The sequence below is a fragment of the Pseudomonas mosselii genome (assembly GCF_005796105.1).
Taxonomy (GTDB): Bacteria; Pseudomonadota; Gammaproteobacteria; order Pseudomonadales; family Pseudomonadaceae; genus Aquipseudomonas; species Aquipseudomonas mosselii_C.
Map to the genome: position 1 here is coordinate 62990 of NZ_VAUO01000011.1, position 25805 is coordinate 88794.

At 64.9% G+C, this 25805-nt stretch carries 23 protein-coding genes; 11 read left to right on the forward strand and 12 right to left on the reverse strand.

Features of this window, described 5'->3' with window-relative positions; translation table 11 throughout:
• The first annotated feature begins 34 nt into the window (after window positions 1–34).
• A complete protein-coding gene (locus FEM01_RS19650; protein WP_138221134.1) occupies window positions 35–265 on the forward strand; it encodes a hypothetical protein in 231 nt (76 codons plus the stop codon).
• On the opposite strand, the gene pdeM is transcribed toward FEM01_RS19650, so the two are convergent.
• The 9 genes from pdeM to FEM01_RS19695 form a co-directional block, all read right to left on the reverse strand.
• Entirely contained in the window at window positions 266–922 is a 657-nt protein-coding gene (gene pdeM / locus FEM01_RS19655) for a ligase-associated DNA damage response endonuclease PdeM (protein WP_138221135.1), read from the reverse strand.
• A complete protein-coding gene (locus FEM01_RS19660; protein WP_138221136.1) occupies window positions 915–3362 on the reverse strand; it encodes a ligase-associated DNA damage response DEXH box helicase in 2448 nt (815 codons plus the stop codon). The genes pdeM and FEM01_RS19660 overlap by 8 nt, the downstream gene beginning before the upstream one ends.
• 68 nt (window positions 3363–3430) lie before the next feature.
• The gene (locus tag FEM01_RS19665; protein ID WP_138221137.1) at window positions 3431–4546 is read right to left on the reverse strand and encodes a succinylglutamate desuccinylase/aspartoacylase family protein; all 1116 of its coding nucleotides are present in this window, start codon (window positions 4544–4546) and stop codon (window positions 3431–3433) included.
• A 75-nt stretch (window positions 4547–4621) separates the two neighbouring features.
• Complete coding sequence (locus FEM01_RS19670) at window positions 4622–6274, reverse strand: ATP-dependent DNA ligase (RefSeq protein ID WP_138221138.1); 1653 nt, start codon at window positions 6272–6274, stop codon at window positions 4622–4624.
• On the reverse strand, window positions 6271–7287 hold the full coding sequence (locus tag FEM01_RS19675; protein WP_138221139.1) for a ligase-associated DNA damage response exonuclease: 1017 nt from the start codon (window positions 7285–7287) through the stop codon (window positions 6271–6273). Before FEM01_RS19675 ends, FEM01_RS19670 begins: the two co-directional genes overlap by 4 nt.
• A 142-nt stretch (window positions 7288–7429) precedes the next feature.
• Complete coding sequence (locus FEM01_RS19680; protein WP_138221140.1) at window positions 7430–9859, reverse strand: penicillin acylase family protein; 2430 nt, start codon at window positions 9857–9859, stop codon at window positions 7430–7432.
• A gap of 179 nt (window positions 9860–10038) precedes the next feature.
• Entirely contained in the window at window positions 10039–10236 is a 198-nt protein-coding gene (locus FEM01_RS19685) for an SEC-C metal-binding domain-containing protein (RefSeq protein WP_138221141.1), read from the reverse strand.
• Between the two features lie 48 nt (window positions 10237–10284).
• Window positions 10285–10761, reverse strand: coding sequence for a YchJ family protein (locus FEM01_RS19690; protein ID WP_138221142.1), 477 nt, complete (start codon window positions 10759–10761; stop codon window positions 10285–10287).
• Between the two features lie 4 nt (window positions 10762–10765).
• Complete coding sequence (locus FEM01_RS19695; protein ID WP_138221143.1) at window positions 10766–11260, reverse strand: DUF6231 family protein; 495 nt, start codon at window positions 11258–11260, stop codon at window positions 10766–10768.
• 160 nt (window positions 11261–11420) lie between these two features.
• Here FEM01_RS19695 and FEM01_RS19700 point away from each other — a divergent pair, with 160 nt between their 5' ends.
• The 4 genes from FEM01_RS19700 (at window position 11421) to FEM01_RS19715 (ending at window position 14061) form a co-directional block, all read left to right on the forward strand.
• Window positions 11421–12119, forward strand: a complete 699-nt coding sequence (locus FEM01_RS19700; RefSeq protein WP_138221144.1) for an OmpA family protein — start codon at window positions 11421–11423, stop codon at window positions 12117–12119.
• A 90-nt stretch (window positions 12120–12209) separates the two neighbouring features.
• Window positions 12210–12932, forward strand: a complete 723-nt coding sequence (locus FEM01_RS19705; RefSeq protein ID WP_138221145.1) for an OmpA family protein — start codon at window positions 12210–12212, stop codon at window positions 12930–12932.
• 102 nt (window positions 12933–13034) lie between these two features.
• Window positions 13035–13310 (forward strand): DUF1145 domain-containing protein, encoded by a 276-nt coding sequence (locus tag FEM01_RS19710; RefSeq protein WP_138221146.1) that lies wholly within the window; start codon window positions 13035–13037, stop codon window positions 13308–13310.
• A complete protein-coding gene (locus FEM01_RS19715) occupies window positions 13303–14061 on the forward strand; it encodes a collagen-like protein (protein WP_138221147.1) in 759 nt (252 codons plus the stop codon). Before FEM01_RS19710 ends, FEM01_RS19715 begins: the two co-directional genes overlap by 8 nt.
• 1085 nt (window positions 14062–15146) lie before the next feature.
• Here the strand turns inward: FEM01_RS19715 and FEM01_RS19720 are convergent.
• Entirely contained in the window at window positions 15147–15611 is a 465-nt protein-coding gene (locus FEM01_RS19720; RefSeq protein ID WP_138221148.1) for a CopD family protein, read from the reverse strand.
• Between the two features lie 98 nt (window positions 15612–15709).
• Here FEM01_RS19720 and dinG point away from each other — a divergent pair, with 98 nt between their 5' ends.
• The 5 genes from dinG (at window position 15710) to pdxH (ending at window position 23184) form a co-directional block, all read left to right on the forward strand.
• Entirely contained in the window at window positions 15710–17854 is a 2145-nt protein-coding gene (gene dinG, locus FEM01_RS19725) for an ATP-dependent DNA helicase DinG (RefSeq protein ID WP_138221149.1), read from the forward strand.
• An 81-nt stretch (window positions 17855–17935) separates the two neighbouring features.
• Entirely contained in the window at window positions 17936–20164 is a 2229-nt protein-coding gene (locus tag FEM01_RS19730; protein ID WP_138221150.1) for a beta-galactosidase, read from the forward strand.
• Between the two features lie 124 nt (window positions 20165–20288).
• Complete coding sequence (locus FEM01_RS19735) at window positions 20289–21434, forward strand: serine hydrolase domain-containing protein (protein WP_138221151.1); 1146 nt, start codon at window positions 20289–20291, stop codon at window positions 21432–21434.
• Window positions 21435–21533: 99 nt separating this feature from the next.
• Window positions 21534–22517: an OmpA family protein gene (locus FEM01_RS19740; RefSeq protein ID WP_138221152.1), complete on the forward strand. Its 984-nt coding sequence runs from the start codon at window positions 21534–21536 to the stop codon at window positions 22515–22517.
• A 19-nt stretch (window positions 22518–22536) separates the two neighbouring features.
• Window positions 22537–23184 carry a pyridoxamine 5'-phosphate oxidase gene (gene pdxH, locus FEM01_RS19745; RefSeq protein WP_138221153.1) on the forward strand — a complete coding sequence of 216 codons (648 nt, stop codon included), beginning with the start codon at window positions 22537–22539 and terminating at the stop codon, window positions 23182–23184.
• Between the two features lie 29 nt (window positions 23185–23213).
• On the opposite strand, the gene FEM01_RS19750 is transcribed toward pdxH, so the two are convergent.
• Window positions 23214–23444: a hypothetical protein gene (locus tag FEM01_RS19750; protein WP_138221154.1), complete on the reverse strand. Its 231-nt coding sequence runs from the start codon at window positions 23442–23444 to the stop codon at window positions 23214–23216.
• 148 nt (window positions 23445–23592) lie between these two features.
• On the opposite strand from FEM01_RS19750, the gene FEM01_RS19755 reads away from it, so the two are divergent.
• Window positions 23593–24057 (forward strand): glycine zipper 2TM domain-containing protein, encoded by a 465-nt coding sequence (locus FEM01_RS19755; protein ID WP_138221155.1) that lies wholly within the window; start codon window positions 23593–23595, stop codon window positions 24055–24057.
• Between the two features lie 100 nt (window positions 24058–24157).
• Here FEM01_RS19755 and FEM01_RS19760 read toward each other — a convergent pair whose 3' ends face one another.
• Window positions 24158–25765, reverse strand: coding sequence for an NAD(P)/FAD-dependent oxidoreductase (locus FEM01_RS19760; protein ID WP_138221156.1), 1608 nt, complete (start codon window positions 25763–25765; stop codon window positions 24158–24160).
• Window positions 25766–25805 lie beyond the last annotated feature (40 nt).

The following is a 25805-nucleotide window of genomic DNA, read 5'->3' on the forward strand; positions in this document are numbered from 1 at the left end:
CATGACGCTCACCGGCTCTCGTCAGGAGTTGCCCATGAAGATTGACCCCGCAATCAGCGCCAAGCTGGCCGTCCTGCAGCCGAACCAGATCGGGATACTGGCCTGGTCGCTGCTGGCTCATCCGCCCACTTGCGTACAGGCTGGCGGCGTGCCGCACCAGCCTGGTCCCGATACCCCACAGCCGACTGAGCCCGGCGAGCACCCGCCAATGGAGCCCGGCGAACCGACCTTGCCCGACGAGCCGCCTCCTGCGCCCGTGGCCTGATCATTCTGGAATCGGCCATACCTGCCCGGCACCCGTCAGATACAGGCGTGTGCCGGGCCTCGACACGACGTTCCAGCCACCGGTGAATTCGCCAAAGGCCGGCAACAGCGTGACCTGTGGCCCGACCACGAAGCAGGGCAGACGTACGCGCTGGCGGCCGCGCCCATGCAGCACGAAGGCCGGGTGGACATGGCCTGCCAGGACCGGGTGGGTCGGATGCGCCTCGGGATCGTGGCGCAGGGCGAACGGCTCCAGCAGCCAGGGTTCCTCGTGCACGGTAATGTTCAGCTGCGCGGGCGGATCGCCCGCATGGCGGTCATGGTTGCCCCTTATCAGGATGATCTGAAGGTCTGCATGGCGTTCCCGCCACGCGGCCAACTTGGCCAGTGTGGTGGGTGTGCGGGCATGCCGGGCGTGCAGGAAGTCGCCGAGCACGATCAGCATTGAGCAGGTGTATCGCGCCAGCAGGGCGTCCAGCCTGGCCAGGGTGGCCTCGCTGGTGCCGCTTGGCACCGGTTGATGCAATGCACGGTAGCTGGCCGCCTTGCCAATGTGCAGGTCGGCCACCAGCAGCGCTTGCCGGGCCGGCCAGTACAGGGCTTTGTCGGCCAGCAGCCACAATGGCTCGCCGGCATGTTCGATCAGCAGTTCATCCATGCCCATTGCCTGCGGCGCTTTCCAGGTCTCGTACCATGCGTGCGATGCGGTCGGCCAGCTTTTCGGTGCTCAGGGTTTCGCGCATGCCTTCCACCAACAAGGTGAAGGCCAGCGGACCAGGGCGGCGCAGTGCACGCAGCTCCAGGCGCTGGCTGGCGATCCTGCGCAGGTGATGTTGCAGGCGCTCGATCTGTAGTTCCTCGGCCAGTACCTCAGCATGGGCCTGATCGAGCAGCAGGTTGCCGGGGTCGTGCTTGCGCAGCACCTCGAAGTAAAGGCCGCTGGACGCCTGTATCTGCCGGGCACTCTTGTGCGCGGCCGGGTAACCGCCGAACACCAGCCCCGAGATCTGGGCGATTTCGCGAAAACGCCTGAGGGCCATTTCGCTGGCGTTGAGGCTGGCCAGGGTATCGGCCAGGAGCGCCTCGCCTGACAGTGCAGCGGGCAGGTGGGCGGCCCAGTCCAGATGCGAAGGGGTGAGCAGTTCGAGGCCGTAGTCGCTGACCGCTATCGAGACCGACAGGGGTTGGTCGCGGCTGACACGCCAGGCGATCAGGCTGGCCAGTCCGAGGTTGGCCATGCGTCCGGCGAAGGGGTAGAGGAACAGGTGCGAGCCCTGGCGAGTGGTCAGGGTTTCGGCCAGCAAGCTCGAGCGCGTGGGCAGTGCCGACCATTGCGCCTGAAGCGCCAGCAAGGGCCGCACGGCGCGCAGTTCGTCGCTGTCGAAGCGGCCCTGGGCTGCGGCCTCGAACTGTTCGACCACAGCGTCGGCCAACTCGCTGGACAGAGGCATGCGCCCGCCATTCCAGCGCGCCACGGCGGCCTTGCGCGAAGTGCTACGGCGCACGTAGGCGGTCATGTTCTCGACCCTCACCAGCTCCAGTACGCGGCCACTGAACATCAAGCTGTCGCCGGGACGCAGGCGCGCGATGAAGGCCTCCTCGATGCTGCCCAGCGACTGCCCTGCGCCGCCTTTGCTCCAGTATTTCACCTGTAGGCTGGCATCGCTGACGATGGTGCCGATACCGAAACGATGGCGCCGCGCCAGGCGCTCGCTGGTGACCCGCCAGACTCCGTCGGCGTGTGCTTCGACGCGTTGGTAGTCAGGGTAGGCGCTCAGCGCGCCGCCACCGTTGCGGACAAAGTCCAGGGCCCATTGCCATTGGCTGTCGTGTAGATCACGGTAGGCCCAGGTACTGCGCACCTCTTGCAGCAATGAGTCCGGGCGCATGCCGGCGCCAAGCGCCATGCTCACCAGATGCTGCACCAGCACATCCATGCAAAGCCGCGGTGAGTAGCGTGCTTCGATGCGTCCGCTGGCCAACGCCTGGCGCGCGGCGGCGGCCTCGACCAGTTCGAGGCTGTGGGTCGGGACCAGGGTGATGCGCGAGGTGCGTCCCGGCGCGTGCCCCGAGCGTCCAGCACGCTGCATCAGCCTGGCGATGCCTTTGGCTGAGCCAATCTGCAACACCCGTTCCACCGGCAAGAAATCAACGCCCAGGTCCAGGCTGGAGGTGCAGATCACCGCCTTGAGCTGGCCTTGCTTGAGCGCTGCTTCGACCCAGTCGCGGGTCGCACGGGCCAGTGAAGCGTGGTGCAGGGCGATCAGCCCTGCCCATTCCGGGCGGGCCTGGAGCAGGGCTTGATACCACAGTTCGGCTTGGGCGCGGGTATTGGTGAATACCAGGCTGCTGGCACTCTTTTCGATGGCGTTGGCTACCGGCTCGAGCATCTTCAGCCCCATGTGCCCAGCCCACGGGAAGCGTTCGAGTTGTGCGGGGATCAGGCTGTCGACCACCAGTTGCTTGCCCTGGCGACCTTTGATCAACAACCCGTCATCGGGCACCAGCACCTGCAAGGCATGGTCGAGGTTGCCCAAGGTCGCCGACAGCCCCCACACCTGCAACGTTGGATGCCAGCGGCGCAGACGTGCCAGCGCCAGTTGCAATTGCACGCCGCGTTTGTTGCCCAGCAATTCGTGCCACTCGTCGACAACCACCATGCGCAGGCTGGCGAAGTGATGTTCGGCCTGGGCGTGGGTGAGCAACAAGGTAAGGCTTTCGGGGGTGGTGATCAGCGTACTGGGCAGGCGCCGAGCCTGGCGGGCACGCTCGGCGCTGCCGGTGTCGCCGCTGCGTACGCCAACGGTCCAGTTCAGGGCAAGATCATCCAATGGGGCCTGTAAGGCTCGCGCCGTGTCCGCGGCTAGGGCGCGCATGGGGGTGATCCACAGCACCTGCAAGGGGGCGGGCTGGCGCCGGCCATCGGTTTGGGCGAACGCGCGCAGGGCGGCCAGCCAGAGCGCATAGGTCTTGCCCGCGCCGGTGCTGGCGTGGAGCAGGCCTGAGCGGCCTCTGCCGACCGCCGCCCAGACCTGGCGCTGAAAGGCGAAGGGTTTCCAGCCGCGGGCGGCGAACCAGGTGGAAGCGAGGTCAGGCATGCTGGCGAATGATCCGTCGAGGACTGTGCCTCTAGTGGACCACGCCAGCCACCCAATGGTTTAGCCGATCAGTTGCCCAGCAGGTAGCCGCTGCGGCACACCGTTTCGCCCGCCACGTGGGCAACCACCATGCCCGCCGTGGCCATGCGCCGCAGGCTACGTGCATATAGCAGCCCGGCCTGGCTGTTGCGCAGCGGCGTCACGCGATCGCTGAGAGGGTCGATGACTTCGGCGATCAGTTGCCCGGCCTCCAGGTACTGTCCGGGCTTGGCGTGAAACACCAGCAGCCCGCCCAGCGCGGCGGTGACGGGTTCCACCGCCGCCAGCGGCGTGGCGGGTTGGCGCAGGGGCGGCAGTGGCGCTGGCTGGCCCTCGAGGATGCCGTTGTGGGTCAGGAAGTCGAGGATTGCCTGGCAGTCCTGGGTGGCGAGTTCATGGCTGACGTCGGCTTGTCCGCGCAGTTCGACGGTCACCGAGAAGCTGCCTTGCGGGATCGGGAAGCGCTTGCCGAAACGTTGTTGCAACTGCCACCAGAGTAGGCTGAAGCATTCGTCGAACGATTGCCCGCCGGAGTCGGTGGCCAGCAAGCTGGCCTGCGCGCCCAGGTAGCGCGCCAGGGGCTCGACCTGGGGCCATGCCTCGGGCGTGGTGTACAGGTGCTCCACGGCCTCGAAGTCACAGTGCAGGTCGAGCACGATGTCGGCATCGCAGGCCAGCCGTTGCAGGGTGAGGCGCTGGGACTGCAGCGGGGTGAGCGCCGGGTGGGCATCCAGGCCGCGACGCAGGTACTCGCGGATCAGCGCCAGGTTATGCGCGGGGTCCTGGGTGAGGTGAGCCTCGATCTGGTCGCCGAGGCTGTCCGACAGGTCGACGAAGTTGCGGTTGAAGTTCTCGCCGCTTTGCAGCGCGAAGCGGCCCAGCGGCGCATCCAACAACACCTGCTCCAGACCCACCGGGTTGGCCACCGGCACCAGCACGATCTCGCCACGCAGTCGGCCTTGTTGCTCAAGCGCACCCAGACGCTGCTTCAGGTGCCAGGCCACCAGCATGCCGGGCAGCTCGTCGGCGTGCAGCGAGGCCTGGATGTACACCTTGGTGCCGCCGCGCGGACCAAAGTGGAAGCTGTGAAGTTGGCGGGCGCTGCCCGGAACAGGGGAGAGCAGGTCGTGGGTCGAATGGTGCATGGGGGTCCTGGGATAACGATCGGTGACATGAGCCGGGGCCAAGGATAGCAGCACAACTTCACCTGCGGCGCAGCGTCAGCCCAGCAGCGCCTGGAGAGTGGCCAGATCGTCGGCCTGCTCGACGGTTTTGTCCTGACGCCAACGCAGCATCCGGGGGAAGCGCACCGCGATGCCACTCTTGTGGCGCTTGGACAAGGCGATGCCTTCGAAGCCCAGCTCGAACACCAAGGTCGGGGTGACGCTGCGTACCGGGCCGAAGGTCTCGACGGTGGTCTTGCGCACGATGGCATCGACCTGGCGCATTTGTTCGTCGCTGAGCCCCGAGTAGGCCTTGGCGAATGGCACCAGGCTGCGTCCGGCTGTACCGGGTGGTGCATCCCACACCGCAAAGGTGTAGTCGCTGTACAGGCTGGCGCGCCGGCCGTGGCCCCGCTGGGCGTAGATCAATACCGCGTCGATACTGAACGGGTCGACTTTCCACTTCCACCACAGCCCCATGTCCTTGGTGCGGCCCACGCCGTACAGGGCATCGCGTCGCTTGAGCATCAGCCCCTCGACGCCCAGGCTGCGCGAGCGCTCGCGTTGCCGGGCCAGTTCGGACCAGTTGTCGCCGGTGAGCAGTGGCGATAGCAGCAAGGGCGCCAACGGGTAGCGTTGCAGGAGTTGTTCGAGTTGCTGGCGACGCACATGTTGCGGTTGGTTACGCCAATCGTGTCCTTGCCATTCCAGCAGGTCATAAGCCTGCAGGACCACCGGCGCCTCGGCCAGCAGCTTCTTGCTCAGGGTCTTGCGCCCCAGGCGCTGTTGCAACAAGGCGAAGGGCTGCACGGCAATGCCTTGGGTATCCGGTTTCCAGACCAGTATCTCGCCATCGATCACCACGCCATCGGGCAGTGTGTCCGCCAGGCTATGCAGCTCGGGGAAGCGTTCGGTCATCAACTCCTCGCCTCGCGACCACACCCATACGCGTCCCTCACGCTTGACCACCTGGGCGCGGATGCCATCCCACTTCCACTCCACCAGCCAGTCGCACGGTGGCCCGAGCAGCGCGTCGAATTGCGCCACTGGCAGTTGCAGCGCATGGGCCAGGAAGAACGGATAGGGCTGGCCGCCACGTTGCTGGTGTTCATCGGTGGATTCGGGGGCGATCAGCGCAAGGTAGCGCTCGGCGTTGGGGCGATGGTTGAGGTCGGTGTAGCCCACCAGGCGCTGGGCTACGCGCTTGGCGTCGAGCCCCGCCAGTTGTGCCAGGGCGCGGGTGACCAAGAGTTTGGAGACCCCAACGCGGAAGCTACCGGTGATCAGCTTCAGGCACAGCATCAGGCTCGGGCGGTCTAGCTGTGACCAGAGTATTGGCAAGCGCTCGCGCACAACCTCCGGTGGTTGACCACGCAGCGGCAGCAGGTGCTGCTCGACCCAGTCGGCCAGGCTTTCGTCGCTGGCGTCGGGGCTTTCGGGCAACAGCAATGAAACGGTTTCGGCCAGGTCACCCACGGCTTGGTAGCTCTCCTCGAAGAGCCACGGCGGCAGGCCAGACAGTTGCGTGGCCAGCTCGCGCAGCAGGCGGCTGGGGACCAGTTGGCGTGGCCGGCCTCCTGCCAGAAAGTACACCGCCCAGGCGGCATCCTGTGGCGGTGCGCTGGCGAAATAGTCGACCAGCGCGTGCAGGCGTGCATTGTTCGACGTGGTGGCGTCCAAGCGCAGGTAGAGGTCGGCGAAGGCCTTCATGCGCCAGGCTCTGCGCTGGCGTTGTCGTCTTCCTCGCCGTACTCGGTGACGAAGCCCCGGGCATCCAGCCCTTGCTCGGTGAGGTAGCGCACCAGCACGTTGACCGAGCCGTGGGTCACCATCACCCGCTCAGCGCCCGTCTGGGCGATCGCCCACAGCAGGCCGGGCCAGTCGGCATGGTCGGAGAGTACGAAGCCACGGTCGACGCCACGCCGACGGCGCGTGCCCCGCAGGCGCATCCAACCACTGGCAAAGCCGTCGCTGTAGTCGCCGAAGCGCTTCATCCAACTGCTGCCCGCCGCCGAGGGCGGTGCCAGCACCAAGGCTTGGCGCAGCAGTGGGTCATTGCGTGGGATGTCGCCTGCGTAACGGGTCTCTGGCAGGTGCACGCCGGCTTCGCGGTAGACCCGGTTCAGAGGCTCCACCGCACCGTGCACCAGAATCGGCCCGAGCCCGGCGTCCAAGCCGTGCAGGATGCGTTGCGCCTTGCCGAAGGCATAACAGAACAGCACGCTGGCCTTGCCCGCCTCGCGGTTGCCGCGCCACCAGGCGTTGATGGCGGCGAACACCTCGGCTTGCGGCGGCCAGCGGTAGATCGGCAGGCCGAAGGTGGATTCGGTAATGAAGGTATGGCAGCGCACCGGCTCGAACGGCGCGCAGGTGCCGTCGGGCTCGACTTTGTAGTCGCCCGAGGCGACCCACACCTGGCCCTGGTATTCCAGGCGAACCTGGGCCGAGCCCAGTACGTGGCCGGCCGGGTGCAGGCTCAAGGTCACGCCATGGTGCAGCAGGCGTTCGCCGTAGGGCAGTGTTTGCAGATCAATGCCCTGGCCCAGGCGGCTGCGCAGCACACCGGCGCCGTCAGCGGCGGTCAGGTAGTGACGGTTGCCGGGGCGCGAGTGGTCGCCGTGGCCGTGGGTGATGACCGCGCGCTCCACCGGGCGCCACGGGTCGATGTAAAAGTCCCCAGGTGGGCAATAGAGGCCTTCAGGGCGGGCAATGACGAGGTCCATGGGCATGGGCTTCGGTAGCGACGTTACAAGGTGGGAGCGTGAAAGCTTCGGGAAAGTTCTGTTATTGGCGCGCTTTGGCGCAAGGGTGTGTGTTGAAGGAGCACGCCGCCAGCCCAGGCGGCGTGTTCATGCCTGCAACCGGCTACTTGCCCGGCACCAGCGTCAAGCGCTGGCTGCCGTAGGCCCGGCCGAAGTTCTGCGGTTGCAGCGGCAGGCTGCTGAAGCGGCCCTTGAACCAGGCGTCCAGTGCGTCGCTGTAGTGACGGCTGGCGGGGTTGCCCGATTGCCCGCTGCTGGTCAGCACTTGCAAGGGCTCGGCCTGGCCGAAGTCGACGATCATCCGTGCCGAGGCCGGCAGGCGGGTGTCGAAGTGGCTGCCCCAGGCGTACGGGGTCAGGGCCAGGGTGGTGAAGTCGCCACCGGCGGCCATCGGCGAGCGGTTGAGGGTGTCGCCCAGCCCTTTGTAGTTAGCCGCTGGCCAGCGGTACTGGTGCAGCTTGCCCCACTGCCAGGCGCGGCGGTCGGCGCCCAGTTGGGCCGTGCCGGCATCGATGGCTGCCGCCAGGCTGCGGGCCAGGATCGTAGGTTTGTCTTCTTTGTGTGGGGTGCTGCGGTCGTCCCAGAACGGACTGTCGTCGCGGCCCAGCAGGTGGTCGGCCTGGGCTGAGTACGACAGCTGCGCGTTGCTGACGAAGGCTTGCCAGGCTGGGCTGGACTCCGGGCCAAGGTCGTCGAGGAAGGTCTGCCGGGTGACCTCTTGCAGGAACAGCTCGTACAGCGCGGCATCCGCCGATACCGGGCTCAGGCGGCCGTCGAAGGCCTTGAGCCGCGCAAGCGCGTCACGCGCCTTGTCGCGCTGCGCCGCAGGCAGGGCATCGATGGCCTGCTTGAGCGGCTGGGCCATGCCTGGGGCGTCGAACATCTGCTTGAGTTTGGCCGCCAGCAGCGTCACCTGATCGTTCTGCAGTGCCATCAGGCTGCGGCTGTCGTGGCGACCGTTGCCAGCCAGTTCGGCCAGGCGTTCGGCGCGCTCGGGGTAATACCAGGTGCTTGAGAGCTGCATGCCATAGCCCTTGGGCAGGCTGCGCTGGTTGGCGTGGCCGATGAAGCCACTGGCCGGGTCCTGGTCATAGGGATGGAGCATGGCGTCGGCAAAGCCGTCCCAGTCGTAACGACCGTCCCAGCCGGGCGAGGGCAGCAGGCCCTGACCGTCGCGGCGGTTCGGGTAGCGGCCGCTGACTTGCCAGCCAATGTGCTCGGGCTCGGCGAACACGAAGTTCAGGGCGGCAGCGCCGACTTCACGGGTGCTGTCGAAGGCCCGCTCCACGTTGCTGGCGCGGGTCAGGTCGAACAGCGCATCGAGGCTGCGGTCATTTTTGAGCTGCGGTAGGTGCAGGGCCAGGCCCAGGCTGCCGTGACCCGGCAGCAGCGTGCCATGACGGGTGTCGTACATCAGCTCGCGCTGTGGGCGCTGGCCACGCACGAAGAAGGTTTCGTTGCGCGCCCGGGCATTCTGCCATTTGCCGTCGGCCAGGTAGGTGAGCTGGTTGCCTTGGCGACGCACCTGTTCGAGGAACAGGTCCTGATTGTCGGCCATCACCGCGCTGGCGCTCCAGGCCAGTTTGCCGTTGTAGCCCGCCAGCATGATCGGCAGGCCCGGTAGCGACAGACCGGCGACCTGATACTTGCCGGTGTGAATCTGCACCGGGCTCAGTGCCCAGGTGGCGCGGTTTTCGCTGGCCAGCAGGCTCTTGCCGCTGCGGCTGCGCTGTGGCCCCAGGGCCAGGTTGGATGAGCCAGGGTTGCCCAGCAGGCCGAGATCAGCCAGTTGCTGGCTGGAGGCGGCCAGCGAGGTCAGTCCCGGCAGTTGGCTGGCCAGGTTCAGGCCCTTGAGCTTGTCGGTTTCGGCATGCGCCAGCGGCTCGTCGGGGGCACCGGGCAGCAGCCAGGCCAGCTTGTCGATACCCACCTGTTGCGCGAGGGTCAGGGCCGACAGCTCTTCTTGCAGGTTCACCGACTGGCTGAACGCATAGAGGCTGAAGATCAGCGCCGAATCCTCGGGTTTCCAGTATTCCGGGCGGTAGCCGTTGCTGGCCAGCTCCGCTGGTAGCTTGTCGCGGTAGCGGAACAGGTAGGCGTTGACGCCGCGGGCGTACACCTCGAAGAAACGCTTGAGCCGTGGCGAGGCGTCGGCGTAGAGCTGGCCGGCGCTCTGCTTCAAGTTGGCCGCACGCATCAGCCGGTCGATGTCCAGTGCCTCGGGGCCGGCCAGCTCGGCCAGGCGACCCTGGGCCAGCAGGCGCATGCTGAGCATTTGGCCGATGCGGTCACCGGCATGCACATAACCCAGGCTGAACAGCGCGTCATGGAAGCTGCTGCTTTCGATCAGTGGCGCGCCCATGGCGTTGCGCCGTACCGACACGTTCTGTGCCAGGCCCTTGAGCGGTTGCACGCCCGTGCTTGGCGGAACGCTGTCCTGGTAGCCGCCCATCTGGCAGCCGGCCAGCGCAAGCATGCCGAGCAGCGCGGCGGCGCCGCCGAAGCGAAGGCGGAAAGGGGGAAGGGCGGCCATGGCGGGGCTCCTGCAGGGCGTGGCGGGGTTGGAAAGGCGCTAAGGTAGTGAGCGCGCAGTCGCCATGCAAGGTGCCGGGGCGGTTTATTTACCAGTGGTAGGGCAAGCTGCAAGTAAAAGCACGTGCGCTGGTGATTTGCTCTTGCTTGCAGCTTGTAGCTGGCCGCGAGTGGCTGCTGTTAAGCGCCGTGGCACTTCTTGAACTTCTTCTCGCTGCCGCAGGGGCACGGGTCGTTGCGACCAACGTCTTTCAGGGCGTTGCGCACAGGCTCCTGGTGGCCGTGGTTGCAGTGTGGGCCGTGCACATGGCCGTGGTCGTGATGGTGGTCGTGATCGTGGTTGCAGTCGGGGCCATGGACGTGGGGTTGCTGGGTCATTGCGGGGTACTCCGGTTGAATATGGCGCGATTATCGCACCAGTGCGCCTCAGCCTGCGAGGTAGGCGGCACAGCACTTCTTGAATTTCTGTCCGCTGGCGCAGGGGCAAGGGTCGTTGCGTCCGGCTTTCAGGCCCACGGTGGGGTCGATAAAATACCAGCGCCCGGCGTGCTGGACGAACGCCGAGCGCTCACGCTGCTGGTGATCGCCTTCCAGGTCGTGCCAGCGTGCGGTAAAGGTGACGAAGGCGTGCTCGGGCTGCCCGCCAAGCACCTCGGCGCTCTCCACCTCCAGGCCCAGCCAGGTGCTCTGGGCGCTCCAGGCCGCCATGCCGGCGCGGTCCAGGCCCGCTTGCTGGGCCGGCAGGGTGGTGGCCACCAGGTAATCCACCAGCCCCAGCACGTAGGCGCTGTAGCGCGAACGCATCAATGCCTGCGCATCCGGTGCCGGGGTGCCGGCGTGATAATGCCCGCAGCAGGCGTCGAGCAGGTTGCCACTGCCACAGGGGCAGACTGAGACCCTCATTGAATCACCACCAGTACTTGCCGAAGTTTTCAGGATTGGCCCAGAACTTGGCGTTGAGCCAATCCGGGACCTGTTTATAGTCATGCAGATCATAGGTAAACAGGCTCAGCACCTGGCCATCGCGTTCAAATTTTTCGCTGGCGACCAGTGCCAGGGAAAAGAAATCGGTGTCCTGCCAGCCGCAGGCGGGCAGGTCGGCCAGTACCGCCACACGGCTGGCATTTAGGTTGCGGATGCCGCCCAGCAGCTCCAAGCCGCCGCGCTTGGGCAGGTGTTCGAGGCAGTCCACCAGCAACGCCAGGTCGAAGCGCTGTGCGGCCAGTGGCGCCGGCAGCGGACCGGGCGCTGCTTGCTCGATGCGAGTGTCCGGGTGAGCCTGGGCGAACGCCTCCAGGGCCGGAAAACGGCTGCCCACCAGCAGCAGGTTGTGCGGGGCGAAGCGCTCGAGCAGGGCGGCTAGCGCCTGTTGCGGGGTGCGGGAAGAGAAAACGTCGGTCATTGCCAGTCCTCGTTCAGATCGGCCAAGACTAGCGGGCTTGGGCTTGCGGGCAAAGGGGCATGACGCCGTTGCGTGGCTGATTGCTGGCAATGCGCCAAACGGCGGTCTTTACTCCCAGAGCATCGGTTTTGCACCGATTCCCCCTAGGAGAAGCAACAAGATGAGCATAGTACGCACAGCGATACCCCTGGTTCTGCTCACCAGTGTGTTGACTGGTTGTGCAGGTTTGCAAAAAACCGACTGGCCGAAGTGTGCTGCCGTCGGGGGTGTAGGTGGCGCTGCCTTGGGCGCCATTGAAAGTTCTAGTTGGGCAGGTTGGGGCGCGTTGCTCGGTGGTGGTCTGGCGGCCGGCTATTGCTGGGCCCATGGCGATGGCGACGAGGACGGCGATGGTGTGCCGGACAGCCGCGACAAGTGCCCGGGCACCCCGCGTGGCGTGCAGGTGGACGCCAATGGCTGCCCTCCGGCACCACCACCTGTGACAGCGCCAGCGCCTGCGCCGGCACCGAAGGAAGAGGTCATCGTCATCCGTGATGTGCACTTCGAATTCGATTCCGCGCGTCTGACGCCTGCCGACAAGCAGCGCCTGAACACGATCGCCACACGCCTGAAACAAGAAACCAGCTCGGCTCGCCTGAGCGTCACCGGGCACACCGACAGCGTTGGTTCCGACCGTTATAACCAGAAACTCTCCGAGCGCCGTGCGCACTCGGTGACTGATTACCTGGTCGAGAACGGCGTTCCGCGCAGCAGCTTCGTCTCGGTGGTGGGCGCCGGTGAAACGCAGCCAGTTGCTGACAACGCCACTGCCGAAGGCCGTGCCATGAACCGTCGCACCGAGATCAAGATCCAGCGCTGACGGCCCCTGCGTGCGCGCCTTGTGAAGTGGCGCGGGCGCGTCTTTACTCCTGTGTGACCGGTAGCGGCCGGTGACACAGGAGCATTCACCATGAGTGTTTTGTCGAAGGCGGCACTGCCGCTGGTGATGGCCACCGGGCTGTTGGCCGGTTGCGCCACCCACAGCGATGGCAGCGCGCCTCTCAATCAAAGGACCTGGCCACTGTGCAGCCTGCTTGGTGGGCTGGTCGGCGGTGGCCTGGGGGCCATCGAGAGTTCCAGCTGGGCAGCCGGTGCTGGCGCAGCCGGGGCGATTGCTGGCGGCTTGATCTGCTACGCCCAGGATGGTGACGAGGATGGCGATGGCGTCTTCGATCGCCGCGACCGTTGCCCGGATACCCCGGCGGGCACCCAGGTTGACCACATGGGCTGCCCGTTGCCCCAATACCCGCCGTCACAGCCAAGGCCTGAGCCGGTCGCCGCAGCGCCCGAGGTGATCACCCTCGATGATCAGGGCCCGGTGTTGTTCGCCTTCAACTCGGCTGCACTCAGCGCCGACGCCCAGCAGCGTCTGCAAGCCTTGTTGCCCAAACTCAGCGACCCAAGCGTGCTCAGCGTCAAGGTGATCGGTCACACCGACAGCGTGGGTTCCGACAGCTACAACCAAGGCTTGTCCGAACGCCGTGCCAGTAGTGTCGCTGAGTACTTGATCAGTCAGGGACTGGTGCCGCAGAAGGTCACCAGCCAAGGCCATGGCGAGAGCGAACCAGTGGCCGACAACGACACCGACGAGGGCCGGGCGCGCAATCGTCGGGTAGAGCTGCACCTGAACTGAGCCACCACTGGCGTGCGCCCCGGCAAGCGGGGTACTGTTGCTGGCCGGGCCCGTGGCTACGGGCCTGGCCGACACAACCATAAAAATCCGTGGGGGCGGTTCATGAAGTTCATCCTGGGCTTGGGCAAAGCCCTGACCGTGGTGTTCTGGTGGGTGGTGCTGTTCAACGTGTTCATGCCGCAGCCACTGCCGATCAACCTGCTCATCAATGCTGCTGGCCTCGTGCTGCTGACGCTGCATGTGCTCGAAGTGCTGTGCTTCAACGGCAGCCTGCGCGGCCGTAGCCACCGTTGGTTCGACCGGTTGCAGATCCTGCTCACCGGGATCTTCCATGTCATGTCCATTCGCAAACCTGAAGAGGCGACCCGTCGTGCGTAAATTGATGTTGCTTGCCGCCCTGGCGGCGCCCCTGGCTCAGGCCGAGAATCTTGATGTCGCTGCCCACTCGATGTTGCGTCTGCCCAACAACGCGGCCAGCGTGCACTTGGAGCACGTGCGGGTAGCGAATTCGGCAACCCTGCTGCTGCCGGCCACGCTGACTGAACTGAAGATCGACCGACTTGAGCTGGGCCGCGATGCGCGCATCGCCATCGCGCCTGCCGGGCAGGACCTGCGTATCGCGGCGGCCAGCGCTTATCTGGGTGAAGGTAGCGAGATCAGCGCGCCAGGTGCGTCGGGCACCTTCGAGCGGCCGGCGCGTCCTGGGCGCAACCTGGATTTGCGTTTTGATCGCCTGGACGCCGAGCGGCTGTCCATCGATGCGCGGGGTGGTGCCGGTGCACCGGGGTATGCGGGGCTCGACGGAGGAAATGGCAAGCCCGGAGGTTGTACCTGGGGGCAGGCCAGCCGTGGGGCCAATGGGGATAATGGCGGCAATGGGCATGATGGGGCGCCGGGTGGGCGGGTTCGCCTGGCCGTGCCTGAAGGGTTCGCTCAGGAGCGAATCGTGGTGCGGCTGGAGGGGGGCGCTGCGGGTAAGCCGGGGGCTGCCGGGAAGGCTGGCAAGGGCGGGGTCAGCAAGGGATGCCTGGTGTACCGGACCGATGCTGGGGCTAATGGGCGGCCTGGGGTGGAGGGAGCGGCTGGGTTGGTGGGGGCATCGGGGGAGTTGATTTTGCAGAGGTTGTGAGGGTTTTTTAGTTGTTTGTTTTGGGGTTTGTATGCGCATTCATTTGTGAAGTTGACTTTGAGTCACCTTTCCGCCCTTACGGCGGGTCCCTTTTTGAAGCATCAAAAAGGAACCAAAAAATGCTCGCTCCATTCATTCGGCCCCTGCGCTTCGCTCCGGGGTTCCCTCGCTGCGGTGACTTGCGGGCCCGCGCGGCCTGCGACTTGCTACGCAAGTCTACATCTCGCGCCTTCGGCTGCGCCGAAGGGTGCTGCGCACCTTGGGCCCTACAGTCACCTCCGCTCGGCCTACTGAAGTCGCGAAGTTAGGGGTGGCGCCTGGACTGGCGCAGCTAACCGCTAGTTGCAGTTGTGGGAACTCCGGATTACATGAATACGCCAAGCCTGAACCCAGCGCTGCACCTGTAGGAGCGGCCTTGTGCCGCGAACACCGGCACAGCCGATGCCATCCACCGCGTTGCCTGCTTCGCGGGACAAGCCCGCTCTCATAGAGCTACACATAACTTGTTGATTTAAAAGTAATCTGTGGGAGCGGGCTTGCCCGCGAACACCGGCAAAGCCGGTGCCATCCACCGAGTCGCCTGCTTCGCGGGCAAGTCGGGGCGCCGAACCGCCGCTCCCACAGGGTACGCGGAGCGCTTGCGAAATCAGTTCTCTGCGCGACAGCGCAGCCCAAAGGGCTGGGTGATCTCCTACAGGATTGCGCAAAGCCTGAATTGCACAGAACTTCAGAACTTGCTCTTGCTTCTAAGCGCGCAATAGTCCAAGCGCCGCCAATTGCGACTTCAGGAGGCCGAGTGTAGGCGTCTGTAGGGCCAGGTGCGCAGCACCCTTCGGCGTAGCCGAAGGCGCGAGATGTAGACTTGCGCAGCAAGTCGTAGGCCGCGCGGGCCCGAAAGGCGCCGGAGCGAGGGAACCCCTGCGCGTAGCGCAGGGGCCGGATGATGGAGCGGGACGGCTTTGGTTACTTTGGCCACGACCAAAGTAACCCGCCGTAAGGGCGGAAAGGTGCCTAAAAGTCGACATCGCCAACGAATGCGCACACATCTCCAAAAACAAACACGTTGGCCATCGAGCCCAAACGAATCAAATCAAAACCCGCGAACTCGCCACAACCACCACCCCAACCCCAATCAGCAAGTTAGCGCCGACCATCCGTCGAATCCGCCCCAACACCCCAGCGCCCGCCGCCCAATCCTCAGCCTGCACTGCCGCCCGCAACTCCGGCAGCAATAGTGATTGAACCCGCATGAACAAGGCGAACATGACGATCCCTGCGCCGATCATCACCTGCACATAGCGCGGCGCCGTCTCGAACCCGGCGAAGCGCAGGTGGATCATGCCCACCCCGCTGACAGCCAGAATCGCCACCGCCAGCCAGACCCATCCGAAGAAGCGTCGGAAAACTTCCACCCACAAGCGCAGCCGAGCCGGCCCTTCCAGCGTTGTAGCCGTTGCCGGGCGCAGCACCAGCCAGGCGAAGAACATCCCGCCGACCCAGACCAGGGCAGCCAGGACATGCAGTGTGTAGGGCAGGGCAAAGGCGAGCATGCGGATCTCCATGCGGCATAAAGGTCAATAGCGGGGTATGATAGCCGGCCCATGCGAAACACTGAAAATATATCCAGCCCTCCGGGCGCCCGCAGACCATGATCAGCAACGAACTCAAAGCCACCATCCAGGGCGCCTATTCGCGTTTCCTCGAAGCCAAAAGCCTCAAGCCACGCTATGGCCAGCGCCTGATGATCGCCGAAGTCGCCAAGGTACTTGGCGACATCGCCTGTGACGACGAAGGTCGCCGTGCCGGCGAGCCAGCGGTGGTCGCGGTCGAGGCCGGCACTGGTACCGGCAAGACGGTCGCCTACAGCCTGGCTGCGATTCCGGCAGCCAAGGCGGCCGGCAAGCGCCTGGTGATCGCCACCGCGACCGTCGCGCTGCAGGAGCAGATCGTGTTCAAGGACCTGCCCGACCTGATGCGCAACAGCGGGCTGAATTTCAGTTTCGCCCTGGCCAAGGGCCGTGGCCGCTACCTGTGCCTGTCCAAGCTCGACATCCTGCTGCAAGAGGGCCACGCCCAGTCGGCCACCGCCCAGTTGTTCGAGGAAGAAGGCTTTCGCATCGAGGTCGACGAGCGCAGCCAGAAGCTGTTCAACAGCATGATCGAGAAGCTCGCCGGCAATCGTTGGGACGGCGACCGCGACAGCTGGTCGGAAACCATCGAGGACCAGGACTGGGCGCGCCTGACCACCGACCACGGCCAGTGCACCGGCCGGCACTGCCCCAACTTTCAGCAGTGCGTTTTCTATAAGGCCCGTGAAGGCATGGGCAAGGTCGATGTGATCGTCACCAACCATGACATGGTCCTGGCCGACCTCGCCCTGGGCGGTGGCGCGGTGCTGCCCGACCCGCGCGACACGATGTACGTGTTCGACGAAGGCCACCACCTGCCTGACAAGGCCATCGGTCATTTCGCCCATTATTCGCGTCTGCGTTCCACCGCCGAATGGCTGGAGCAGACGGCCAAGAACCTCACCAAGCTGCTGGCCCAGCATCCGTTGCCGGGCGATCTGGGGCGCTATATCGAGCAAGTCCCCGAGCTGGCGCGGGAAGTGCGAACCCAGCAGCAGTTCATGTTCACCCTCTGCGAGCAGGTGGCGGACTTCCGTACTGGCGAGGACGTCGAGGGCCGTGATCGCCCGCGGTATCGTTTCGAGGGCGGCGTGGTCCCCGAGCAAATTCGCGAGGTGGGCATCGAGCTGAAAAAAGGCTTTGCTCGCCTCAATGACCTGTTTACCCGCCTGGCCGACCTGCTCAAGGAAGGCATGGACGGTGAGAACAGCATCGGCATCGCCAGTCACCAGGCCGAGGAGTGGTACCCGCTGTTCGGCAGCCTGGTGACGCGCGCCCAGGGCAACTGGGAGTTGTGGACCGCTTTCACCGCCGAAGACCCTGAGGACAGCCCGCCCATGGCCCGGTGGCTGACGCTGGCCGAAAGTGGCGCGTTGTTCGATATCGAGGTCAATGCCAGCCCTATCCTGGCCGCTGAGATGCTGCGCAAGAGCCTGTGGAATGTCGCCCACGGCGCCTTGGTGACCTCTGCGACGCTGACCGCACTGGGCAAGTTCGATCGTTTTCGCATGCGTTCGGGCCTGCCGCGCGATGCCGTGCAGTGCGTGGTGCCGAGCCCGTTCGTGCATGGCGATGCCGGCCTGTTGCGAGTGCCAGACCTGGGTGCCGATCCACGGGACGCCACGGCGCATACGGCGGCGATCATCCGCGAGCTGCCAGCTATCGTCGAAGAAGCTCGTGGCGCGTTGGTGCTGTTTTCGTCGCGCAAGCAGATGCAGGACGTGTTCGATGGCCTGGACCGCGACTGGCGCAAGCTGGTGCTGATCCAGGGCAACCTGTCCAAGCAGGAGACGCTCAACAAACACAAGGCGCGGGTCGACGATGGCCAGCACAGCGTACTGTTCGGCCTGGCCAGCTTCGCCGAAGGTGTCGACCTGCCCGGTGCCTACTGCGAGCATGTGGTGATCGCCAAGATCCCGTTCTCGGTGCCGGATGATCCGGTCGAGGCGGCGTTGTCCGAATGGATCGAGGCGCGCGGCGGTAACCCGTTCATGGAAATTGCCGTGCCCGACGCCTCGTTGAAGTTGATCCAGGCCTGCGGGCGGCTGCTGCGAACCGAGCAGGATCGCGGGGTGATCACCTTGCTCGACCGGCGTCTGGTCACCCAACGCTATGGCAAGGCTATCCTCAACGCACTGCCGCCGTTCCGGCGCGAAATCGGCTGACCCCCGGAGCACGATGCTCCGGTCCGTTGTTCATCACGCTGTCGCGAACCCGTGAGGGTTCAGAAGGAGATCGACCGCCCCATGATCCGTCGCACCTTGCCCGCCATGCTCACCCTGTTGTTCAGCGCGCCATTGCTCGCTGGGCAACAGACCCTGTTCAGTTTCGTGCGTCCGGCTTCGGTGGTGAACGTGATCACCCAGGATGCCGGGATGCCGCAGTACAATGCGGAGCAGACCGCTGAGGGCGAAGTGTTGCGGCGCGTGGTGTTCAACCCGGCGGCCCAGCCGACACTTCGCTTGGCCCCGCAAGCGGGAGTCTGGGACTGGTCTGCTGGGCGTTTTCTCACGCTGCGCCTGCAAAGCGCCATGGATTGGGCGTTGACGGTGGACGTGCAGGTCACCGACAGCGACGGGCGGAGCCTGAACAGCCGAATCGACTTGCCGGCCGGGCCTGCACAAACCGTCATGATCCCACTCACCGCCCGCTCGCCGCTCAGCCAGGGTATGCGCGCCGGCCCACCGATGCCGTGGAGTTACGAGGGGCAACGCCTGCTGCTGACTAGCAGCAATGGCGCGTTGGACCTTAAGCAGGTGGCTTCTGTCAGCCTCAGCATTCCCAACCCCAAGGTGGCCCAGAGCCTGCTGATCGAGCGGGTCGGCCTGCAGGATGACGAGCAGGCCTACCAAGCGGCCTATCATGAGCTGATCGACAGCTATGGCCAGTCCACCCGGGGGCAGTGGCCGGAAAAGATCACCAGCGAAGACCTGCTCAAGGCTGCCGACAACCGCGAGCAAGCGCAGCTCAAGACCTGGCTGGCCGAACGCGACAAGCTTGGCTTGGACCCGTACGGCGGCGTCCGAGCCGGGCCAGCCTTCGAAGCCAAGGGCTTTTTCCGCACCGAAAAACGCGACGGGCGCTGGTATCTGGTCACGCCCGACGGCCATCCGTTCTATTCGCTGGGCGTCAATGCTGTGGCAGTCGACGGTGGGCGTACTTATGTCGAAGGCCGTGAAGGCATGTTCAGGGACTTGCCCGCTGAGGGTGAGCCACTGGCTGCATTTTATGGGCAGGGCAACAACGATGATGGCAACGCGTCGTCTGACGGCCGGCATTTCAAGCAGGGGCGCTGGTTCGACTTCTATGCGGCCAACCTGCAACGTACCTACGGCAAGGCGTGCCAGACTGGGCCGCAGGAACCGGCCTGCGCGCCATTCGCTTTTGATGCGCCGCGCTGGCAGGCGCACACCCTCGATCGGCTGCAAGCCTGGGGCTTCAACACCCTTGGCAACTGGAGCGACCCTGAGCTGGAACAGGCCAAGCGCATGCCCTACACCTTGCCGCTGTCGATCGTCGGTGACTACGCCAGCATCAGCACCGGCATGGACTGGTGGGGGCGCATGCCCGATCCGTTCGATCCGCGTTTTGCCATGGCCACCGAGCGCGCCGTCGCCATCGCGGCGCGCGACCATCGCGATGACCCCTGGCTGATCGGCTATTTCGCCGACAATGAACTGGCTTGGGCTGCGCCGGGCGATGACCCCAAGGCCCGCTATGGCCTGGCCTACGGCACCTTGCGCCTGACCACCGACGTGCCCGCCAAGCGTGCTTTCCTCAAGCAACTGCGCGACAAGTACCGCAATCAGGAAGGGCTCTCGAAGGCCTGGGGCATCGAGCTAAGCGCCTGGGAACTGATGGAAGACCCAGGCTTCGAGGCGCCGTTGCCCAACCCTGAGCACCCGGAGATCGAACGCGATTACCAGTACTTCCAGCAGGTGTTCGCCCAGACCTATTTCAAGACCATCTCCGATGCCCTGAAGTGGCATGCACCGAACCACCTGTTGCTGGGGGGGCGCTATGCGGTCAGTACGCCGGAAGCGGTGAAGGCCTGTAGCGAGTTCTGTGACGTGCTGAGTTTCAACTTCTATACGCTCAAGCCAGAGGATGGCTACGACTTCGCCCGCCTGGCCGAGTTGGACAAGCCAGTGTTGGTCTCGGAGTTTCAGTTCGGTTCGCGCGATCGTGGCCCGTTCTGGCCAGGGCCTGTGGAAGTGGCCAGGGAGGAGGACCGGGGGCCGGCCTATGCGGCGTTCCTCAAGGCAGCTCTGGCCCAGCCTATGATCGTCGGGGTGCATTGGTTCCAGTACCTCGACCAGCCCGCCAGTGGCCGCCTGCTCGATGGCGAGAATGGCCACCTTGGGCTGGTGGCCATTACCGATGTGGCGTATCCGGGGTTTGTCGAATCGGTGCGCAGGAGCAACCTGCAAGCCGTTGGTCAGGTGCGCGCCGTATTGGAGAAACCCGCGCAGTGAGTGCCTTGCGCTTCAACCAAAGCGGGGTTTACTGGCGCCCAACACGCGACATCCAGTAGGCAAATCGCTTAACTACTGAAACAATGCACGCCTTTGCCAGCCAGGTCGTTCGGAGAGGTAGCGGGTGCAGATCCAGGGTCACTATGAGCTGAAGTTCGAGGCGGTGCGCGATGCCTTCGCCGCGTTGTTCGAAGATCCCCAGGAGCGTGGTGCTGCGCTGTGCATCCAGGTCGGCGGCCAGACCGTGGTTGACCTCTGGGCCGGCAGCGCTGACAAGGACGGCCGTGAGGCCTGGCACAGCGATACCATCGCCAACCTGTTCTCATGTACCAAGACCTTCACTGCTGTCACTGCCCTGCAACTGGTGGGCGAGGGCAAGCTGGCGCTCGATGCCCCGGTGGCCCGCTATTGGCCGGAGTTCGCCCAGGCCGGTAAGGAAGCCATCACCCTGCGCCAGTTGCTCAGCCACCGTGCCGGCCTGCCGGCCATCCGCCAATTGCTGCCGGCAGACATGCTCTACGACTGGCAGGCCATGGTCGACGCCTTGGTCGCCGAGACGCCCTGGTGGGAGCCTGGCACCGCACATGGCTACGCCGCAATCACCTATGGCTGGCTGATCGGTGAGTTGATCCGCCGTGCCGATGGCCGTGGCCCTGGCGATTCGATCGTGGCACGGACCGCCAGGCCACTGGGCCTGGACTTCCATGTTGGCCTTGCCGACGATGAATTCCATCGTGTGGCGCATATCGCGCGCGGCAAGGGCAATCCCGGTGATGCGGCCGCTCAGCGCCTGTTGCAGGTGACCTTGCGTGAACCCGAGGCACTCTCGACGCGTGCCTTCACCAACCCGCCAGCCATCCTGACTAGCACCAACAAGCCGCAGTGGCGGCGCATGCAGCAGCCGGCGGCCAACGGCCATGGCAATGCGCGCAGCCTGGCCGGCTTCTATGCCGGCCTGCTCGACGGCAGCCTGCTTGAGTCCGAATTGCTCGATGAACTGACCCGCGAACACAGCCTTGGTGATGATCGTACCCTGCTCACCCAGACGCGCTTCGGCCTGGGCTGCATGCTTGACCAACCGCACGTGGCCAACGCCACCTTCGGTCTCGGCGCGCGTGCCTTCGGTCACCCTGGCGCGGGGGGCTCGGTGGGCTTCGCCGACCCCGAATACGACGTGGCCTTTGGCTTTGTCACCAATACCCTGGGGCCCTACGTGCTGATGGATCCGCGTGCCCAGCAGCTGGTACGGGTTCTGGGTGAGTGCCTTTGATCGGGTAACGCGGGTATTGCCCGGTCCCATTGACTATCCTCAATGCCGACGCCTGATACGTGTGGGCAAAATCTCTTTCTATTTCATGGTGTATCGCTGATGTCTTCACACAAAACCTTAGCACTCGCCCTGTGCCTGGCCATGACCGGCTGCGCCAGCCACTCGCAGGATGCCTCCAAAGACGAGGGCTTGAGCTGGTGGCCCTTCGGTTCGGACAAGGTCGCCGACAAGGAAGTGAAGCAAGCCGTTACCGAGAACGTCGCCAAGGCCGATGCCAAGTCCGAGAGCGGTAGCCGCTGGTGGTGGCCGTTCGGCGGGGACGACAGCAAGCCGCAGGCCGCTGCCGTGCCGAAGATCGACCAGAAAGCCACCCAGGCCTGGCTCGACCAGTACGAACCCAAGGTGCGCGAAGCCATCAAGGGCAGCAAGTTCGAGCTGGAGCGCCGTGAAGACGTGCTCGCGGTGACCATCCCGGTGGACGGTTCGTACAACCCGGACCGTCCGAACATGTTGCTGCCGGTGACCCTTGGCCCGATCACCCAGGTGGCCAAGGCCATCGAGTCCGACAGCAAGACTGCGATCCTGATCCTCGGCCACGGCGACAGCACCGGCGCCACCGCTGCCAATCAGAAACTCAGCCTTGAACGCGCCGCCTCGGTGTCGGCGATCTTCCGCCTGAGCGGCCTGCAACGCGACCGCTTGATGCTCAAGGGCATGGGTTCGGTGATGCCGCGTGCGGCCAACGACAGCGCTGCTGGGCGTGCCTTGAACCGCCGCGTGGAACTGCTGCTGACCCCGCAGAACACCATGGTCGCGCTGCTGGCCAAGTACCAGCAACCAAACCTGAGCCCTGCGCCAACCTCGCTGGTGGCGAGTCAGGAAGCCAAGGCTCCTGCCGTGGCGGCTGCCAAACCTGCTGCAAAACCTGTCGCCAAGGCGGCCGCGAAGAAACCCGTGGCCAAAGCCAAGGCGCCGGTCAAAGCCACTGCCGCCAAGAAGAAAGCCGCGCCTGCCAAGCCTGCGGCGAAGACCGCCAGCACTGACAAGAAAGTCGCTGCCAACAGCCCTGCGAAGACCAACTGATCGTCAAGGAAACGCAGCCATGACCCAATCCCTGGCCGATATGCGCCGCGACTACACCCGTGATGGCTTGGCCGAAGCCCAGGCCCCGGGTGAGCCGTTCGCACTCTTTCACCAATGGTTCGCCGATGCGGTGAACACTGAGCAGTTGCCGGTGGAAGCTAACGCTATGACCCTGGCCACCGTCGATGCCGACGGCCGCCCGCATTGCCGCGTGCTGCTACTCAAGGCCCTCGATGCGCACGGGTTCACGTTCTTCACCAACTACGAAAGCGCCAAGGGCCAGCACCTTGCGGCGAACCCTTTTGCCGCCATGACTTTTTTCTGGCCGGCGCTGGAGCGTCAGGTGCGCATCGAGGGGCGGGTGGAGAAAGTCTCGGCCAAGGAATCGGACGACTACTACCAGGTGCGTCCGTTGGGCAGTCGCCTGGGAGCCTGGGCCTCGCCGCAGAGCCGGGTGATTGCCGACCGCACCGAGCTTGAAGACATGGTGAAGGCCACTCAAGCGCGCTTTAGTGACACCCAGCCGCATTGCCCCGAGCACTGGGGCGGTTACCGCTTGCTGCCAGAACGCATCGAGTTCTGGCAGGGACGTGCCAGCCGTCTGCATGACCGGCTCAACTACCGTCTGGTAGATGGACAGTGGGTACGCGAGCGCCTGGCGCCTTGAAATCCACGGGGCTGCGTCGCAGCCCCTGATCATCCCGTCCGCTGGTCCTCGCGCTCAAGCCAGGCCGCCAAGGCCTTGCGATTGACCTTTTCGCGGCGTGCCCGTTCCAACAATTCAAGCATCCGCGCCTGCTTGAGCGGATCGTCTCCGGCTAGCGACAAGGCCAGGTCACGGTCCATCCAGCGGCGCATGCGCAGGTACAGCCAGCCATGGAAGTACAGGCCGGCAACCGTGATGACGACGACGATGAAGTAATCCATGGCTATCCTTGGTCCAACGTGAAATGCCCGTGCTACAGCCGTTGCTGGCTGTCGCGAAGCTGAATGAGAACAAATAAACAACATTTGCGTCGTGACACTCGTCATGACGAAGCGTCTAATACTCACCTGTCTTATGGAGATTGTCCTCATGCGTAAATCCGTTTTGCTGGTGGCGAGCTTCACCACCCTGTCGTTGCTGCTGGGCGGCTGCCAGTCGTCGCTGACCGGCGACAGCTACTCCCGTGACGAGGCCCGCCGCGTGCAAACCGTGCGCATGGGCACCATCGAATCCCTGCGTCCAGTCAAGATCGAAGGCACCAAGACCCCGATCGGCGGCGGTGCCGGCGCCATCGTTGGTGGCGTGGCGGGTTCTGCCGTCGGGGGTGGCCGTGGCAGCATCGTCGCTGCGGTGATCGGTGCCGTAGCGGGTGGCCTGGCGGGTTCCGCCGCCGAAGAGGGCCTGACCCGTACCCAAGGTGTGGAGATCACCGTGCGTGAAGACGACGGTAGCATGCGTGCCTACGTGCAGCAGGTGCAGCAGAACGAAATCTTCCGCGTCGGCGAGCGCGTGCGCATCATGACTGTCGATGGCACCAGCCGCGTCAGCCACTGATCGCGATAAAAGAAAAACCCCGAATGGGCTTAGCCTGTTCGGGGTTTTTCTTTGCCTGCTCTAGCGCATTCGCAGGTCAACCCGCGAATGCACTGGCGCTTTAGAGGCCGAGGATGTCCCGCGCCACTGCTTCGGCAATGCGGATGCCGTCCACACCTGCCGACAGGATGCCGCCCGCGTAGCCTGCACCTTCGCCGGCTGGGAACAGGCCCTTGAGGTTAAGGCTCTGGAAGTCGGCGCCGCGGGTGATGCGCAGCGGTGAAGAGGTGCGTGTCTCGATGCCCGTCAGCACCGCGTCGTGCAGGTTGTAGCCCTTGATCTGGCGGTCGAAGGCCGGCAGGGCTTCGCGGATGGCTTCGATGGCGAAGGCCGGCAGGCTCGGAGCCAGGTCGCAGAGGGTGACGCCCGGCTTGTACGACGGCTCGACGCTACCCAGGGCAGTAGACGGGCGGCCTGCGACGAAGTCGCCGACCAGCTGTGCCGGTGCCTGGTAGTTACTGCCACCCATCACGTAGGCGTGGGCTTCCAGACGTTCCTGTAGTTCGATCCCGGCCAACGGGCTACCTGGGTAGTCGCGCTCAGGGTCGATGCCCACGACGATGCCAGAGTTGGCGTTGCGCTCGTTACGCGAGTACTGGCTCATGCCGTTGGTGACCACACGACCCGGTTCGCTGGTGGCGGCTACCACGGTGCCACCTGGGCACATGCAGAAGCTGTAGACCGAACGGCCGTTCTTGGCGTGGTGTACCAGCTTGTAGTCGGCAGCACCGAGTTTCGGGTGCCCGGCGTACTTGCCCAGACGAGCTTTGTCGATCAGCGACTGCGGGTGCTCGATACGGAAGCCCACCGAGAACGGCTTGGCCTCCATGAACACGCCCTTGGCATGCAGCATGCGGAAGGTGTCGCGGGCACTGTGCCCCAGCGCCAGCACCACATGGCGCGATTGCAGTTGCTCGCCGCTGTGCAACACCACGCCGGTCAGCTGTTCGCCATCGGTGAGCAGGTCGGTGACCTTCTGTTCGAAGCGCACTTCGCCGCCCAGATTGATGATCTCTTCGCGCATTTTCTCGACCATGCTGGTCAGGCGGAAGGTGCCGATGTGCGGTTTGTTGATGTACAGGATTTCTTCCGGTGCACCGGCTTTGACGAACTCTTCCAGCACCTTGCGACCGTGGTGCTGTGGGTCCTTGATCTGGCTGTACAGCTTGCCATCGGAGAAGGTCCCGGCGCCGCCTTCACCGAATTGCACGTTGGACTCGGGGTTGAGCACGCTCTTGCGCCACAGCCCCCAGGTATCCTTGGTGCGCTGACGCACTTCCTTGCCGCGCTCCAGGACGATGGGCTTGAAGCCCATTTGCGCCAGCAGCAGGCCTGCGAAGATACCGCAGGGGCCGAAACCGACCACCAGTGGGCGCTCCTGCAGGTCGCCCGGCGCCTGGCCCACGAATTTGTAGCTGACATCCGGCGCCACGCCGACCTTGGGGTCGTCGGCGAAGGTTTTCAGCAGTTCGGCTTCGTTGCTGGTTTCGAGGTCGATGGTGTAGATGAACAGCATCTCGCTGTTCTTCTTGCGCGCATCGTAGCTGCGCTTGAACAGGGTGAAACCGAGCAGTTGCTCATCCGCGATGCCCAGGCGCTGGACGATGGCGGCGCGCAGCGCGTCGTCGGAGTGGTCCAGGGGCAGCTTCAGTTCGGTGATTCGTAGCATGGCAGGGTCCAGTATCCCGGCCATGGGCGGCCGGCGGCTT

Bases quoted from the DNA above. Each gene is read 5' to 3' on its own strand.
- FEM01_RS19650 (WP_138221134.1), top strand. From the start codon at position 35: ATGAAGATTGACCCCGCAATCAGCGCCAAGCTGGCCGTCCTGCAGCCG.
- pdeM (WP_138221135.1), bottom strand. From the start codon at position 922: ATGGATGAACTGCTGATCGAACATGCCGGCGAGCCATTGTGGCTGCTG.
- FEM01_RS19660 (WP_138221136.1), bottom strand. From the start codon at position 3,362: ATGCCTGACCTCGCTTCCACCTGGTTCGCCGCCCGCGGCTGGAAACCC.
- FEM01_RS19665 (WP_138221137.1), bottom strand. From the start codon at position 4,546: ATGCACCATTCGACCCACGACCTGCTCTCCCCTGTTCCGGGCAGCGCC.
- FEM01_RS19670 (WP_138221138.1), bottom strand. From the start codon at position 6,274: ATGAAGGCCTTCGCCGACCTCTACCTGCGCTTGGACGCCACCACGTCG.
- FEM01_RS19675 (WP_138221139.1), bottom strand. From the start codon at position 7,287: ATGGACCTCGTCATTGCCCGCCCTGAAGGCCTCTATTGCCCACCTGGG.
- FEM01_RS19680 (WP_138221140.1), bottom strand. From the start codon at position 9,859: ATGGCCGCCCTTCCCCCTTTCCGCCTTCGCTTCGGCGGCGCCGCCGCG.
- FEM01_RS19685 (WP_138221141.1), bottom strand. From the start codon at position 10,236: ATGACCCAGCAACCCCACGTCCATGGCCCCGACTGCAACCACGATCAC.
- FEM01_RS19690 (WP_138221142.1), bottom strand. From the start codon at position 10,761: ATGAGGGTCTCAGTCTGCCCCTGTGGCAGTGGCAACCTGCTCGACGCC.
- FEM01_RS19695 (WP_138221143.1), bottom strand. From the start codon at position 11,260: ATGACCGACGTTTTCTCTTCCCGCACCCCGCAACAGGCGCTAGCCGCC.
- FEM01_RS19700 (WP_138221144.1), top strand. From the start codon at position 11,421: ATGAGCATAGTACGCACAGCGATACCCCTGGTTCTGCTCACCAGTGTG.
- FEM01_RS19705 (WP_138221145.1), top strand. From the start codon at position 12,210: ATGAGTGTTTTGTCGAAGGCGGCACTGCCGCTGGTGATGGCCACCGGG.
- FEM01_RS19710 (WP_138221146.1), top strand. From the start codon at position 13,035: ATGAAGTTCATCCTGGGCTTGGGCAAAGCCCTGACCGTGGTGTTCTGG.
- FEM01_RS19720 (WP_138221148.1), bottom strand. From the start codon at position 15,611: ATGCTCGCCTTTGCCCTGCCCTACACACTGCATGTCCTGGCTGCCCTG.
- dinG (WP_138221149.1), top strand. From the start codon at position 15,710: ATGATCAGCAACGAACTCAAAGCCACCATCCAGGGCGCCTATTCGCGT.
- FEM01_RS19730 (WP_138221150.1), top strand. From the start codon at position 17,936: ATGATCCGTCGCACCTTGCCCGCCATGCTCACCCTGTTGTTCAGCGCG.
- FEM01_RS19740 (WP_138221152.1), top strand. From the start codon at position 21,534: ATGTCTTCACACAAAACCTTAGCACTCGCCCTGTGCCTGGCCATGACC.
- pdxH (WP_138221153.1), top strand. From the start codon at position 22,537: ATGACCCAATCCCTGGCCGATATGCGCCGCGACTACACCCGTGATGGC.
- FEM01_RS19750 (WP_138221154.1), bottom strand. From the start codon at position 23,444: ATGGATTACTTCATCGTCGTCGTCATCACGGTTGCCGGCCTGTACTTC.
- FEM01_RS19755 (WP_138221155.1), top strand. From the start codon at position 23,593: ATGCGTAAATCCGTTTTGCTGGTGGCGAGCTTCACCACCCTGTCGTTG.
- FEM01_RS19760 (WP_138221156.1), bottom strand. From the start codon at position 25,765: ATGCTACGAATCACCGAACTGAAGCTGCCCCTGGACCACTCCGACGAC.